This is a genomic window from Sphingomonas sp. CFBP 13733, from assembly GCF_014841795.1.
GTDB classification, from domain to species: domain Bacteria; phylum Pseudomonadota; class Alphaproteobacteria; order Sphingomonadales; family Sphingomonadaceae; genus Sphingomonas; species Sphingomonas aerolata.
The window spans coordinates 17,062-30,607 of the sequence record NZ_JACYUP010000004.1; the positions used below are offsets into that span (position 1 = coordinate 17,062).

Consider the following 13,546-nt stretch of genomic DNA (forward strand, 5'->3'; position numbering starts at 1 on the left):
GGGCCGTGTCGCTTGCGGCTCTGGGTCCTGACTTTCGTCAGGATGACGGCGGGGAGTATGGAGCGGCGGGAGACGACCCGCCGCGTACTAGTGAACGAAGCGCGCCACCACGTCGCGATAGGAGCGCGACACCTTAACGCTCGCACCCGAGTTCAGCACGAGGAAGCATTCGCCATTGGTGTGGGGCTTTACCTGCTTGACGAGGTCGAGATTGACGATCGTCGAGCGGTGCACGCGCTGGAACCGGCGCGGGTCGAGGCGCTTCTCCAGATCCTTCATCGTCTCGCGCAGGATCAGCGTGTTGTCGCCGGTGTAGATGCACATATAGTCGCCGGCCGCGTCGATCCGCTCGATCGTGTCAACATCGACGCGGAAGATCTGGCCGCGATCCTTGATGTTGATGAGCTTTTCGAAGCGGTTGGCGGACACCGCATCACCATCGGGCATGTCGGCGGCCGCATCGGGGGCGACGTCGGCAAGCACTTCGCGCAACCGGTCGACCTCCTCGACGCCGCGCTTTTCCGAGAGACGTTGGCGGACGCGCTCGATCGTGTCGGCGAGCCGCGACTCCTCGACCGGCTTCATCAGATAATCGACCGCCTGCGCCTCGAACGCGCGCAGCGCGTGGTCCGAATAGGCGGTGACGAAGACGAACAGCGGTGGTTCGACCTCCATCAGCCCCTGGACGACGGAGAAGCCGTCAAAGCCGGGCATCTGGATATCGAGGAAGACGAGATCGGGCTTGTGCGTCTTTATCGCACGAATCGCCTCGCGGCCGTTCGAGCATTTTTCGATGATCTCGACGTCTTCATGCGCCTGGAGGCGGAGTTCGAGCCCCTGGATCGCCAGCGGCTCGTCGTCGACGAGAATGGTACGGATGGTCATGCGGCCTCTCTGTTCACGTCTTCAAGCTGGTAGGGAATCTCGATCTCGACCGAGAAGCCGCCAGCGGGCGTGGAGCGGGTTTCAAAACGATGGTCGGGGCCATATGCCTGCGCCAACCTGTCTCTAATATTAGCGAGCCCGACGCCTGTTGAAAGGCTTGGACTGATCCGGCCCTCGATCAAGCCCGGTCCGGTATCGGATACGGCGATCTGCACCCGTTCCCCGGCCAGCCGCACCGTGACGCAGATTTCGGCGCCTTCTTCCTGCGGCGTGACCGCATATTTGATCGCATTCTCGACCAGCGGTTGCAGCAGAAGCGAGGGCAGGCGGGCGCGTTCGGCGCGGGGGTCGATGTCGAATTTGGGCCGCATCCGGTCCTCGAACCGCATCTTCTCGATCTCGAGATACAGCTTCAGCGTCTCCATCTCCTGCGCGACGGTGACGTGCGCGGTCGGCTCGTTCGCTAGCGTGTAGCGCAGGAACGACGACAGCCGCGACAGCATCGCGTTCGCCCGCTCGGTCTGTTTGAGCAGCACGAGCGTCGAGATCGAGTTCAGCGTGTTGAACAGGAAATGCGGGTTGAGCTGATAGCGCAGCATCGCCAGCTGCGCCGAGGAGGCCTGATTTTCCAGATGCTGCATCTGGTCGATCTGCTCCTCGACGATCAGGTAGAAATTGATCCCGAAATACAGCGCCGACCAGCCCGCCAGCGTGACGAAGTTGAGGAACACGAAACCGAGCATGCGGGTGATCGTGATCCCCGGCGTCGCGGTCTGGATGAACGAGAAGGAAAAGGCGTCGAGCACCGCATAGAGAAACGTCGCTGCCGCCAGCGTTGCGATCGTCAGGAACAGCCCGATCACGCGCGGAATGCGGCGGTAATAGCCATAGAGCGTCGAGAGCAGCAGCGTGATGCAATAGCCGACGATCGCCTCGATGATGACAGGGATGATCGAGGTGAGCGTGAGGCCATTCGACACCGACGACACGCCGCGCAGCATCAGATAGCCGCTCCAGCCGACCGCCTGCAGCGTCCAGAACGCACGCGCCTTGTTCTCGAAAAAGGGCCGCGCGGAAAAGGGCAGGCGGGGGGGCGTGCCGGGGGGCTGGGTGGAGGACGGGGCGGGAGAGCTGGCCATAGTTAGCGCCGGTCTTACACGCGGGCGGCGGCGGGCGCAAAAGTGGTTGCGGCTTCAGGAGATTTTCGTGCCGGCGGCGAAGGGCCGGTGACCGGACACGAAAGGGCCGCCGTTTCCCATCTGGAAACGGCGGCCCGGTCGTCACGTCGAGGCGATAGGGCTCAGAAGCTGAACCGTGCGCCGACGCGGATCGAGTAGAGCGACTGACGCGAATAGATCGTGTCGCTCGGCGCCGATGCGGGCGCGCTGTACCGATATTGCGCGCAGGCCTGGCTCGAATTCGCCGTGACTGCTGCGCCCGGCGCCGTGCCGGTCGCGACCGCCGTCTGAAGGCACTGAACGCGAACCGCCGGGATCGTGTACGGGAACTGGTATTCGCGGATCTGGCCCCAGTTCTTGTTCAGGAAGTTGGTGACGTTCTCGATATCCGCGAACAGCTGGACGCGGCTGGCACCGACGAAGGTCGGGATTTCCTGCGACAGATGAAGGTCGAAACGCGTGAACCACTTCGAGTTGAAGCCGTTGCGCGGCGTGATCTTGCCACGATACTTCTTCAGGTCAGTCGAGTTGATCAGCGCCTCGAACGTGTCCCGCGTTGCCACGCTGTCATACGACACCAGCGCATCGGTGGTCGAGGTCGGCACGTAGAGGAGGTAGCGCGATGCGCTGCCGATCGTGCCGAACACCGGCGACCGGTTCGAGGACAGATCCTGCATCGTGTAGCTGTACGGGCGACCGATACGCGTCTCGCCGAACAGCGTGAAGTTGGTCTTGTAGTCGCCGAAGAACGCGTGGTTGAAGCTGACGTTATACTTGATGTTGTGCTTCACCTGGTCGTTCGAAATGCCATAGGCGGCACCGTTGGCATCGAGGAACGCGCCATTGCCGTAGTTGGACGACGCGGTCGACGAGGTTGCCGGCGCCTGATCCTTGATGTCCTGATAGGTGTAGCTGACGCCCAGGTTGAGGCCGAAATCGAAGTCCTTGCTGACGCGCGCGACGCCGATGTAGCTGCGGCCACGCGTGGTGTTCGTCAGATACAGGTCCGAATTGGTGTCGGCGAACGTGGTCCGCGAGGCATAGCGTACGCGGCCATCTGGCGTCCGCAATGCCGTCGGCGCGACGCGCAGATCGGTGAAAAACACCTGGTTGCGGACGTCGGACCACAGGAAGTCGGCGCCGAAGTGCCAGCCATCGCCGAACCTGCCACCCCAGTTGGGATCATAGTCGGCCGACAGCGTGCCACGCCACTGCGACGGCACCTTGAAGTTCGGATCGAGTGCGTTGGTCGGCGAAAGCGTGTTGACCGTCGCGTTGGTGAGCACGCCATTGGCCGCCGCCGGGACCGCCGTGCCGTTCACGTTGGTCAGGATCGCGCCGCCGTTGGTCTGCGCGTCCGCCGCGGACAGCCCGGCGATCGTGTAGCTGTTGTTGTTGTTCTGGCGGACGTCGATCGCGTTGGTCAGGAAGCCCGTGTTCGAGAAGCTGTTCGAGACATAGACGTCGGGCGCGCCGCCCGAGAAGATGCCGATACCGCCGCGCAGCGACACCGCCGACACCGGCTTGAAGTCGAACCCGATGCGCGGCTGGAACACGCCGCGGCCCGAGATATAGGCGGTGTTCGGGAAGTTGTAGCGCGACAGGAATGCCGAGTTCAGCTCGGGACGGCTATGGCCGCCGAACGTGTCGTAGCGTGCGCCGTAGGACAGCGTGAACAGGTCGCTCAGGCGCCACGTGTCCTGAACACCGAAGCTGTAGGACTGGTAGCGGAAGCGCGCGGCACCGTTGACCGGGTCGAGCGACGGAACGGCATTGCCATAACGGAAACGCTGCGCATTGCCGGCCTGGAAATCGGCGATCGAGTCGAAGTAGTAATCGCCCGCCGTCCGCTGGACGAACAGGTTGTTGATCTTCGAATCGGTGAATTCACCGAACACGCGGACGTCATGATTGTCCCGCGTCAGGCGCCCCTGCACGAGGCCGCCGAAGCTGCGGCTGGTCAGTTCGTTCGACTGGCGCGAGATGTCCGGTCCGAACGAGACGTTGCCAAAGCCCGACTGGCAAGTGTTGGACAAGTCGTTGTTGGTGGCGGTGCCGGTGCCGCGATCCGAGGTCGGCGCGGTGCAGACCTGCATCTGGGCGAAGCCGCGGCCGAGGATCGGGTCCTGACCGCGCTTGTAGTCCTTGTAGAAACCGCGGATTTCGGTCGAGAATTCCTCGCTCCAGTCGCTGTTCAGCTGCGCGACGCCGGTGTGGAGGCGGTTCGACGATATATAGCCGTTCGACTCGAGGCCGAGCCCGGGCGTGCCCGTGACGAAGGTGTTCTGACCGAGCTGGATCGAATCCTTCGTGTAGAGATAGGTCAGCGACGCGCGCTGCGTATCCGACAGGTTGGCGTCGATACGGGCGACGAGGCGATCGTCGCGATCGTTCGAATCCTGCAGCACACCGCCGGTGTCATAGCCGTAGCGCGAGTCCGCGATCTGCTGGATCTGGGCGACCTGTGCGTCGGTGATGTTGGGGACGACCGTACCGGCGTTGGTGCCGGCGGTACCTTCGACGATCGGGGTGTTCGCACGGATGCGCTCGCCCGCGATCATGAAGAACAGCTTGTCCTTGATGATCGGCCCGGACAGCTCCGCGCCGAAATTCTCGTACTTGAAGTCGGGAATGTTGACGCGGCCGGTGGGAACGCCGGGGCCTGCCTTCGTGCGGTTGCCGGTCAGGCTGTCGTCCGAATAGGCATAGAAGCCCGTGCCGTGGAATTCGTTGGTGCCCGACTTCAGGATTGCGTTGATCGCGCCGCCCTGGAAGTTGCCTTCGCGGACGTCATAGGGCGCGACCTTGGTCTGGAACTGGCCGATCGAATCGAACGGGATAGGCGCGCGGCGGGTCGGCAGGCCGTCGGGGTTGAGGCCGAAATTGTCGGTGACCGGCACGCCGTCGACCGAGAAGCGGTTGAAGCGCGCATTCTGGCCGGCGAACGAAACGGCACGACCGCCCGAGGGGGTGTCGTCGAGACGCGCGAACGGATCGCGGCGCATCAGGTCGCGGACGTCGCGGTTCACGGATGCGACCGAGCCGATCTGCTCGGCGTTCAGGACCGTTGCCGGGCCCTGGCTGACGTTGCGCGCGCGGGGCAGCGACGACGCGGTGATGACGATGTCCGCACCGCCAGATTCGGCGGCGGCCAGCTCGATCGGCAGTTCATAGGTCTGCGCGACGGTGGTCTGGATGTCGGTGATCGACGTTTCGGGATAGCCCGCCGCGGTGACCGTGACGGTGAACGGACCACCCACGCGCAGGCCGCCGGCATTGAAGCTGCCCGAGGCGTCGGTCGTCTGCGTCGAGCGCGAACCCGACGGCACGTTCAGGATCACCACCGTCGCGCCGGCTACGGGCGCGCCATTGGCTGTAACAGTGCCGCGGATCGAGGAGGTCGTCTCCTGCGCGGACACGGCCATCGGCGCGATCAGCGCAATCGCCGCCGCACCCAGGAAAAGGTTGTTACGCATTTGAAATGTCCCCTTTGAGCTTATGCTCGAGATCCGCGACTTGATCGTTCGGTCAGCCGCGCCCCTGCGCTCCAAATATTTCGGTTCCATGACATTGGCGAGTCGCGTGTTGCGCCGGACGCACTCCGTCATATTGCGTTGCAAAAAAGCCACGGCCCGGCATCGATTGGTCCACGACGGAACCAATCTCGATCAAGTGCGTGGCACGCTGCGCGTTCAGCTCGCCGCGACGATCGCCGCCCATTCCGCCTCGGTGATCACGCGAATCCCTAGGTCGGTCGCCTTCTTCAGCTTCGACCCCGCGCCGGGGCCGGCGATGACGAGGTCGGTCTTGGCCGAAACCGACGCCGCGACGCGAGCGCCGAGCAGCTCGGCCTGCGCCTTGGCCTCGTCGCGGCTGAGCGTCTCGAGGCTGCCGGTGAAGACGAGCGTCTGGCCGCTGACGTCCGAATCGCGCGTCTCGTGGATGACATCGAGCGGGGTCACCTCGCGGAGCAGGTCGAACACGACCGCGCGGTTGTGCGGCTCGGCGCAGAAGCCGATGAGCGCGTTGGCGACCTCGGGGCCGACGCCCGCGGTTTCGATCACGCCGACGAGCAGCTTGTCGCGGCGCAGGACATATTTGCGCTCGGGCTCGCCGAGTACCGGCGTGATGCTGTGATACAGGAACACCGCGCGGCGCAGCATGCTGCCGAGCGCCTTGGCCGAGCGATAGCGGCGGGCGAGGTCGCGTGCGGTGATCTCGCCGACATGGCGGATGCCGAGCGAGAAGAGGAAGCGGTCGAGCGCGATCTGGCGGCGCGCGTTGATCGCCGCGATCAGCTTGGCCGCCCAGACACGGCCGTCCTTCTTGCGCGCGACGAGCTGCTCCTCGGTCAGGCGGAAGATGTCGGCGGGCGACTCGATCAGGCCGTCGTGGAAGAACGCCTCGACCAGGGTCTGGCCGAGCCCGCCAATGTCGAAGGCGTGGCGCGAGGTGAAATGGATGAGCCGCTCGACGCGCTGCGCGGGGCAGATCAGTCCGCCGGTGCAGCGATAGACGACCTCGCCCTCCTCGCGCTCGGCCGCCGACCCGCAATCGGGGCAGAGCCGGTCGAAGACATAGGCGGGGCGATCCTCGGCGGCGGTCAGGCTCTCGACGATCTGTGGGATGACGTCGCCGGCGCGCTGGACGAGGACGCGGTCGCCGACGCGGACGCCGAGCCGTTCGATCTCGTCGAAATTGTGGAGCGTCGCGTTGGTGACGACGACGCCGCCGACGGTGACGGGATCGAGCCGCGCGACCGGGGTCAGCGCGCCGGTGCGCCCGACCTGGATGTCGATCGCGTTGAGCGTGGTCTGCGCGCGCTCGGCGGGGAATTTGTGCGCGATCGCCCAGCGCGGCGCACGCGCAACCTGGCCGAGTCGCGCCTGCCAGTCGAGCCGGTCGACCTTGTACACGACACCGTCGATATCGAAGGGGAGCTCGGCCCGGCCCGCCTCGATCGCGCGGTAAACTCCGAGCGCGCCCTGTTCGTCCTCGACGCGCGCAAAGGCGTCGGCAACCGCGAAGCCCCAGGCGCGGAACTGGTCGACGATCGCGGACTGTGTTTCCGCGGGGACGGTGCTCGCCTCGCCCCAGCCATGCGCGAGGAAACGCAGCGTGCGCTCGGCGGTGATGCCGGCGTCCTTCTGGCGGAGCGAGCCGGCGGCGGCGTTGCGGGGGTTGGCGAACTGGCGCGCTTCCTTGCCGGTCTGCTCGGCTTCCGCGAGCAGGCGGGCGTTGAGCGCGGCAAAGTCGGCCTTGGCCATGTAGACCTCGCCGCGGATCTCGAAGACCGCAGGGTAGGGGGGGGCGCCGGCCAGTTGCTGCGGGATGTCGGCGATCGTGCGGACATTGGCGGTGACGTCCTCCCCGACCTGGCCGTCGCCGCGGGTCAGCGCCTGGACCAGCCGGCCGTCCTCGTAGCGCAGCGAGCAGGACAGGCCGTCGATCTTGGGCTCGGCGGTGAGCGCAACGGGGGCGTCGTCGGCGAGCTTGAGGAAGCGGCGGACACGCCGCACGAACTCCTCGACCTCCTCGTCCGAAAACGCGTTGTCGAGGCTCATCATCGGCTTGGCGTGCGCGACCTTCGACAGATGCCCGGCGGGTGCGGCACCGACGCTGCGGCTCGGCGAATCGGCGCGGACGCTGGCGGGGAAGGCGGCCTCGATCGCGCTGTTGCGGCGGACCAGCGCATCATACTCCGCGTCGCTGATCTCGGGCGCGTCGTCGGTGTGATAGCGCGCATTGTGATAGGCGATGCGCTCGGCGAGCGTCGCCAGCTCGGCGGCGGCCTCCGCTTCGGTGGCGGGAAGGGCGGACGTGGGCAGCGCGGTCATGATCGCGGGGTTAGGCAGCTGCCCCGCGCGCGGCAAGAGCGTCAGGCGGTTTCGAGCAACCGTTCGGCCTGCGCGCGCGCTTCGTCGGTGATCGTCGCGCCCGAGAGCATCCGGGCGATCTCCTCGCGGCGTTCGGCCTCGTCGAGCGCGCGGACCCCGGTGCGGGTGACGGTGCCGTCGTTGCTTTTCGCGATCAGCAGATGCTTGGCGCCGCGTGCCGCGACCTGCGGGCTGTGCGTGACGACGAGCAGCTGCGTGCTCTGCGCGAGGCGCGCGAGTCGCTCGCCGATCGCGCTGGCGACCGCACCGCCGACGCCGCGGTCGATCTCGTCGAACACCATCGTCGTCGCGCCGCCTTCCTCCGCGAGCGCGACCTTCAAGGCGAGAATGAAGCGCGACAATTCGCCGCCGCTGGCGATCTTGGTGAGGCCGGCGAACGGCGCGCCGGGGTTGGTCGAGATTTCGAACTCGACACGGTCCTTGCCCGCGCCCGACCAGCCCTCCTCGCCGAGCGGGGCGCAGACGGTGCGGAAGCGGGCGGCGTCGAGTTTCAGCGGCGCGAGCTCGCCCGCGACCGCAGTGTCGAGTCGCAGCGCAGCCTTGGCACGCCGGGCCGACAGCGCGTCCGCGGCCTTGTCGTAGGCGGCGCGCGCCTTGGCGAGCGTTGCCTCGAGTACCGCGATTCCGCCTTCGCCCGCGTCGAGTCGTTCGAGCCGGGCGCGCATCTCGTCGGCCAGCGCGGCGAGGTCGTCGGGCTGGACGCGGTGCTTGCGTGCCATCGCGCGGAGTTCGAACAGCCGCGCCTCGTCGTCCTCGAGGCTGCGCGGGTCATAGGCGAGGTCGATACGCGCATCGCGCATCCGTTCCTCGGCGACCGATCCCTCGATCACCGCGCGGTCGACCGCGGCGAGCGCGTCGGCCAGCGCGACATGATCGCTTGAAATCCGTTCGAGCACGCGCGCCGCCTGGCGCAGCTTGGCAAGCCCGCCATCCGACCCTTCGAGATAGTCGTCGATCGCCGACAGGTCGTCGGCGATCTTCTCCGCGCGCTGCATCGAGCGGCGGGTGTCGGCGAGCGTTTCCTCCTCGCCCGGTTCGGCCCCCAGCGCGGTCAGTTCGGCGACGGTGTGTTCGAGCCAGTCGCGGTCGCGCGCGGCGCTTTCGATATCCGCGCGAGCGGTCGCCAGCGCGTCCTCGGCCTCGCGCAGTGCGGTCCAGGCGCGGGTCGTCGCGGCGGGTTCGGTACGGCCGAAAATGTCCAGCAGCGCGCGGTGGCCACGCGGGTTGAGCAGGCCGCGCTCGTCATGCTGGCCGTGGATCTCGACCAGCGTCGGCGCCATCTCGCGTAGCAGTCCGGCGGAGGCGGGCTGGTCGTTGACGAAGCCGCGGCTGCCGCCATCGGCCTTGACGATGCGGCGGATGATCAGCGGTTCGCCCGCCTCTATCGTCAGCCCGTTCTCATCGAGCAGCGCCATCAGCGGCGTGTCGGGTGCGGGCGGATCGAAGGTCGCGGTGACCACCGCCTGCGCAGCACCATGCCGGACCAGTCCGCTGTCGCCGCGCCCGCCGAGCGCAAGCCCGAGCGCATCGAGCAGGATCGATTTGCCCGCACCGGTCTCGCCGGTCAGCACGCCGAGCCCCGGGCCGAAGCCGAGGTCGAGCGCCTCGATCAATACCACGTCGCGGATGGAGAGTTCTGTCAGCATCGGTTCGTCCCTTAGACGATCCGGATGCGAAAATGATCCCCCAATGTTCCGCTTGGTGCGGATGGGGGCTTTCAGGCTTGACGCTTTGCGGTCGAGGCTTCTCGTCACCGCCGCGCTCCGTGAACACTGCCCTCCTCGTCATCCTGACGAAAGTCAGGATCCAGGGTCACGCGCGCTCGGGTTTGTGGCTCTGGATCCTGACTTTCGTCAGGATGACGGCGGAGGGGCGGACGTCGTGGCTCTGGGCAGTGACGTCCGTCAGGATGACGAGTGGGGGAGGGGCGGCGCGCGCCGCCCCTTGCTCAGTTGCCGGGCGTGGTGCGCGTGGTGCCGGCGGGGCCGACCGGGCCCGACCCGCCTGCCGCAGCGGAACCAGAGCCGCCATTGCCGGGCGAGCCCGGGATTGCCGGGGTCTCGCCGAGGCCAGCGGCGGGCAGCGCGCCGGGGGTGCCGGCGGGCACGATCTGCGCGCCCGTCGCGATCGGCGCCAGCGGCTTGACCGGATGCTCCTGCATGAGCTTGTACGCGCGCTGATACCAGGGCGTGCCCGGATAGTTGCGACCCAGCACCGCCGCGGCCTTCTCGGCCTCGATCGGCACGCCAAGCGCGAGATAGGTCTCGGTCAGACGCATCAGCGCCTCGGGGGTGTGCGTGGTCTGCTGATACTGGTCGATCACGGTGCGGAACCGCCCGTTCGCCGCGAGCCACTGGCCGCGCGTCTCGTAGAAGCGACCGATCTCCATCTCCTTGCCGCCAAGGTGATCGTTGACGAGATCGATCTTCAGCCGCGCATCCGATGCATAGCGCGTGTTCGGATACCGCCGCGTCAGCTCGCCCAATGCGTCGAGCGCCTGGCGCGTGATCTTCTGGTCGCGCGTGACGTCGGTGATCTGCTCGTAATAGCCCAGCGCGATCAGGTAATAGGCATAGGGCGCGTCGCGGTTGCCCGGGTGGACCGCGATGAACCGCTGCGCCGACTGGATCGACTTGGTATAGTCGGTGTCGAGATAATAGCTGAACGCGCTCATGATCTGCGCGCGGCGGGCCCAGATCGAATAGGGATGCTGGCGCTCGACCTCGTCGAACAGCTGCGCCGACTCCTTGTAGCGCCCCTGGTCGAGCCGCTTCTTCGCCAGCGAGTAGAGCGTGCCCACGTCGCGCGCGACATACGGGATGTCGGTGGAGGTGCGCGAACTCGCGCACCCGGCCATGGGGAGCGCTATGGCGGCGAGGAGCGCGATCGAGAGCGCGCGAGACTGGGGGATACGCATGGACGTCGTCCTTAGCGTAACCGGGGGCACGCGAACAATCCCCCCTAGCGAGGGCGTTTGGAGGCGTCTGAAGCAGCGGCCTTCGGGGCGGTCTATTCAGCCACAATTCACCGGTCGACGGGCGCGATACGCCTGGCGCGATGCCGCGTCGACGACGGGACATTCCCGGCGTCTCGCCAGTTGGGCCCCGGGGCGCTATGTCGCGCCAGTCCGCCAGCCTTGAGAAGGAACGTTTGATGCCCGCCACCCTGCTTCACACCCATCGTGTCGAGAAGCCCTGGGGACGCCACACGCTGTGGCCCGGCTTTGACGATCCCGCCCCCGGTGCGCCGGCGATCGGCGAGGTCTGGTTTCAGGAGCCCGGCGACACGACCCCCGATCTGCTGATCAAATATCTGTTCACCAGCGAGAAGTTGTCGGTGCAGGTCCATCCCGACGACGACCAGGCGCATGCGCGCGGCCTGCCACGAGGCAAGGACGAATGCTGGACGGTACTGGCCGCCGAACCCGATTCGACGATCGCCGTCGGTACCAAGGCGCCGATGTCGCGCGACGACCTGCGCGCCGCCGCGATCGACGGCACCATCGAGGACAAGCTCTACTGGAAGCCGGTCAAGGCGGGCGATTTCATGTACTGCGCCTCCGACACGATCCACGCGATCGGCGGCGGCCTGACGGTGATCGAAGTCCAGCAGAACTCGGAAACCACCTATCGCCTCTACGATTATGGCAGCGACCGCGAACTGCACCTCGACGACGGCATCGCGGTTTCAGACCCGGTGCCCTATCAGCCGATCACGTCGCCGGGCGTCGTTTCCGAAGGCCGGACGATCCAGGTCGAAGGCCCCAAGTTCGTGCTCGAGCGCTGGACCGGTGGCGAGCATGCGGTGACCCTGCCCGAGGGGCGGACCGCCTGGCTGATCCCGATCACCGGATCGGGCAGCGTCGCGGGCGTCGCGTTCAAGGCGGGCGAGTGCGTGACCGTGACCGGGTCCGAGCGGATCGAGGCCAGCGACGATGCCGACCTGCTGTTCGCCTATGCGGGCGACACGCGGATCTGATAGGGTGCTGCGGCGGGGGGCGGTGCGCCTCCCGCCGCCCCATCGATGCGATCGGCCAGATACGCGTCGATCCGTGCGGGGGCGTCGGCGGGTACGTGCAGCCCGAGCTTGTTGCGGCGATAGAGGATGTCGGCCGCCGACCGTGCCCATTCCTGATCGACAAGATAGTCGATCTCGCCGGCATGAAGCCCCGCGCCGAAATCCTCACCAAGCTCGGCGGTGGTGCGCGCCGCACCGAGGATCCGGTCTACCCGCGTACCGTAGGCACGGCCGAGTCGGCGCAGCAATTCAGTCGGCAGGTCGGGGTACGCCCGGATCAGCGCTTCGAGATACCGGTCAAAATCGCTCTCGGGCAGATCGCCACCGGGCAGTGCAACCGTCGCGGTCCAGCTTTTCGTCAAGTCCGCGCCGCGATCGGGGAAGAAGGGGGCAAGCTGCGTCATCGCGTGCTCGGCAAGCTTGCGATAGGTCGTGATCTTGCCGCCGAAGATGCTCAGCATCGCCGCGCGATCCTCCGCGGCGTCGAGATCGAGCACATAGTCGCGTGTCACCGCTGACGCACTGGCCGCATGATCGTCATAGAGCGGGCGGATTCCCGAATAGCTCCACACGATGTCGGCGGGGGTGATGCCACGCTGGAAATACCGGTCGATGGTGTCGCACAGATAGGCGGTCTCGGCGGCGTCGATCGTCGCGGGGCCGGGCGCGCCCTGCCAGGCCTCGTCGGTGGTGCCGATCAGCGTGAAGCGACCTTCATAGGGAATCGCGAAGACGACGCGCTTGTCCGGGTTCTGCAACAGCAAGGCGTGATCGCCCGCATAGAGGCGCGGCACGACGATGTGGCTGCCCTTGATCAGCCGTACGCCGCGGTCGCGGCGCGAATCGGGGACCTTGCCCAAGACATCGGCGACCCAGGGTCCCGCCGCGTTGACGAGCACGCGGGCGGTGACGGTGCGCTCGCCCTGCGCATCGGCGATCGTCGCGGACCAGCCGCCGTCCCGTCGGGCTGCCGCGACCAGCCGGGTACGCGTCAGGATTGTCGCGCCGCGCTCCGCCGCATCGCGCGCGTTGAGCACGACCAGCCGGCTGTCCTCCACCCAGCAATCCGAATAGACGAAGGCGCGCGTCGCGCCGGGTTTCAGCCCGTCGCCCAGCGGATCGCGGTCGAGACGCACGGTCCGTGTCGCGGGCAGGATCTTGCGGCCGCCAAGATGGTCGTAGAGGAACAGCCCGAGCCGGACCATCCAGGCGGGGCGCGGCGAATGCGTCTGCGGCAGGACGAACTGCAGCGGCCAGATGATGTGCGGCGCGATCGCCAGCAGCCGCTCGCGTTCGATCAGCGCCTCGCGCACCAGCCGGAGCTCGCCATATTCGAGATAGCGCAGCCCGCCATGGATCAGCTTGGTGCTGGCCGACGAGGTATGGCTGGCCAGATCGTCCTGCTCGACCAGCAGGACCGACAGTCCGCGCCCGGCGGCATCGCGCGCGATCCCGGTGCCGTTGATGCCGCCGCCGACGATCAACAGGTCGACGTCGAATTTCGCGGGCGTTTTCATCATCGTCTCCCGTCTACCACCGCGCGCCGACCGGTGGCTAGCCTCGACGCGG

The 13,546-nt window shown here is 66.9% G+C and carries 8 protein-coding genes; 1 reads left to right on the top strand and 7 read right to left on the bottom strand.

Annotated features, from left to right (window positions below):
• Positions 1-87: 87 nt before the first annotated feature.
• The 6 genes from IFT71_RS12695 to IFT71_RS12720 form a co-directional block, all read right to left on the bottom strand.
• Positions 88-885 (bottom strand): LytR/AlgR family response regulator transcription factor, encoded by a 798-nt coding sequence (locus tag IFT71_RS12695; RefSeq protein ID WP_031393111.1) that lies wholly within the window; start codon positions 883-885, stop codon positions 88-90.
• Positions 882-2,024 carry a sensor histidine kinase gene (locus tag IFT71_RS12700; protein WP_051916213.1) on the bottom strand — a complete coding sequence of 381 codons (1,143 nt, stop codon included), beginning with the start codon at positions 2,022-2,024 and terminating at the stop codon, positions 882-884. Before IFT71_RS12700 ends, IFT71_RS12695 begins: the two co-directional genes overlap by 4 nt.
• A 161-nt stretch (positions 2,025-2,185) precedes the next feature.
• Positions 2,186-5,539 (bottom strand): TonB-dependent receptor, encoded by a 3,354-nt coding sequence (locus tag IFT71_RS12705; RefSeq protein ID WP_192141327.1) that lies wholly within the window; start codon positions 5,537-5,539, stop codon positions 2,186-2,188.
• A 216-nt stretch (positions 5,540-5,755) separates the two neighbouring features.
• Complete coding sequence (ligA, locus tag IFT71_RS12710; RefSeq protein ID WP_192141329.1) at positions 5,756-7,900, bottom strand: NAD-dependent DNA ligase LigA; 2,145 nt, start codon at positions 7,898-7,900, stop codon at positions 5,756-5,758.
• Positions 7,901-7,941: 41 nt separating this feature from the next.
• Positions 7,942-9,606 carry a DNA repair protein RecN gene (recN, locus tag IFT71_RS12715; RefSeq protein WP_192141331.1) on the bottom strand — a complete coding sequence of 555 codons (1,665 nt, stop codon included), beginning with the start codon at positions 9,604-9,606 and terminating at the stop codon, positions 7,942-7,944.
• Positions 9,607-9,908: 302 nt separating this feature from the next.
• Positions 9,909-10,877, bottom strand: a complete 969-nt coding sequence (locus IFT71_RS12720; protein ID WP_056407265.1) for an outer membrane protein assembly factor BamD — start codon at positions 10,875-10,877, stop codon at positions 9,909-9,911.
• Positions 10,878-11,113: 236 nt separating this feature from the next.
• Between IFT71_RS12720 and IFT71_RS12725 the strand changes: the two genes are divergently transcribed.
• Complete coding sequence (locus tag IFT71_RS12725; RefSeq protein ID WP_031395027.1) at positions 11,114-11,938, top strand: phosphoheptose isomerase; 825 nt, start codon at positions 11,114-11,116, stop codon at positions 11,936-11,938.
• Here IFT71_RS12725 and IFT71_RS12730 read toward each other — a convergent pair.
• Positions 11,914-13,494 (bottom strand): glycerol-3-phosphate dehydrogenase, encoded by a 1,581-nt coding sequence (locus IFT71_RS12730; protein ID WP_244654921.1) that lies wholly within the window; start codon positions 13,492-13,494, stop codon positions 11,914-11,916. The two genes, IFT71_RS12725 and IFT71_RS12730, sit on opposite strands and share 25 nt — an antisense overlap.
• Positions 13,495-13,546: the final 52 nt, after the last annotated feature.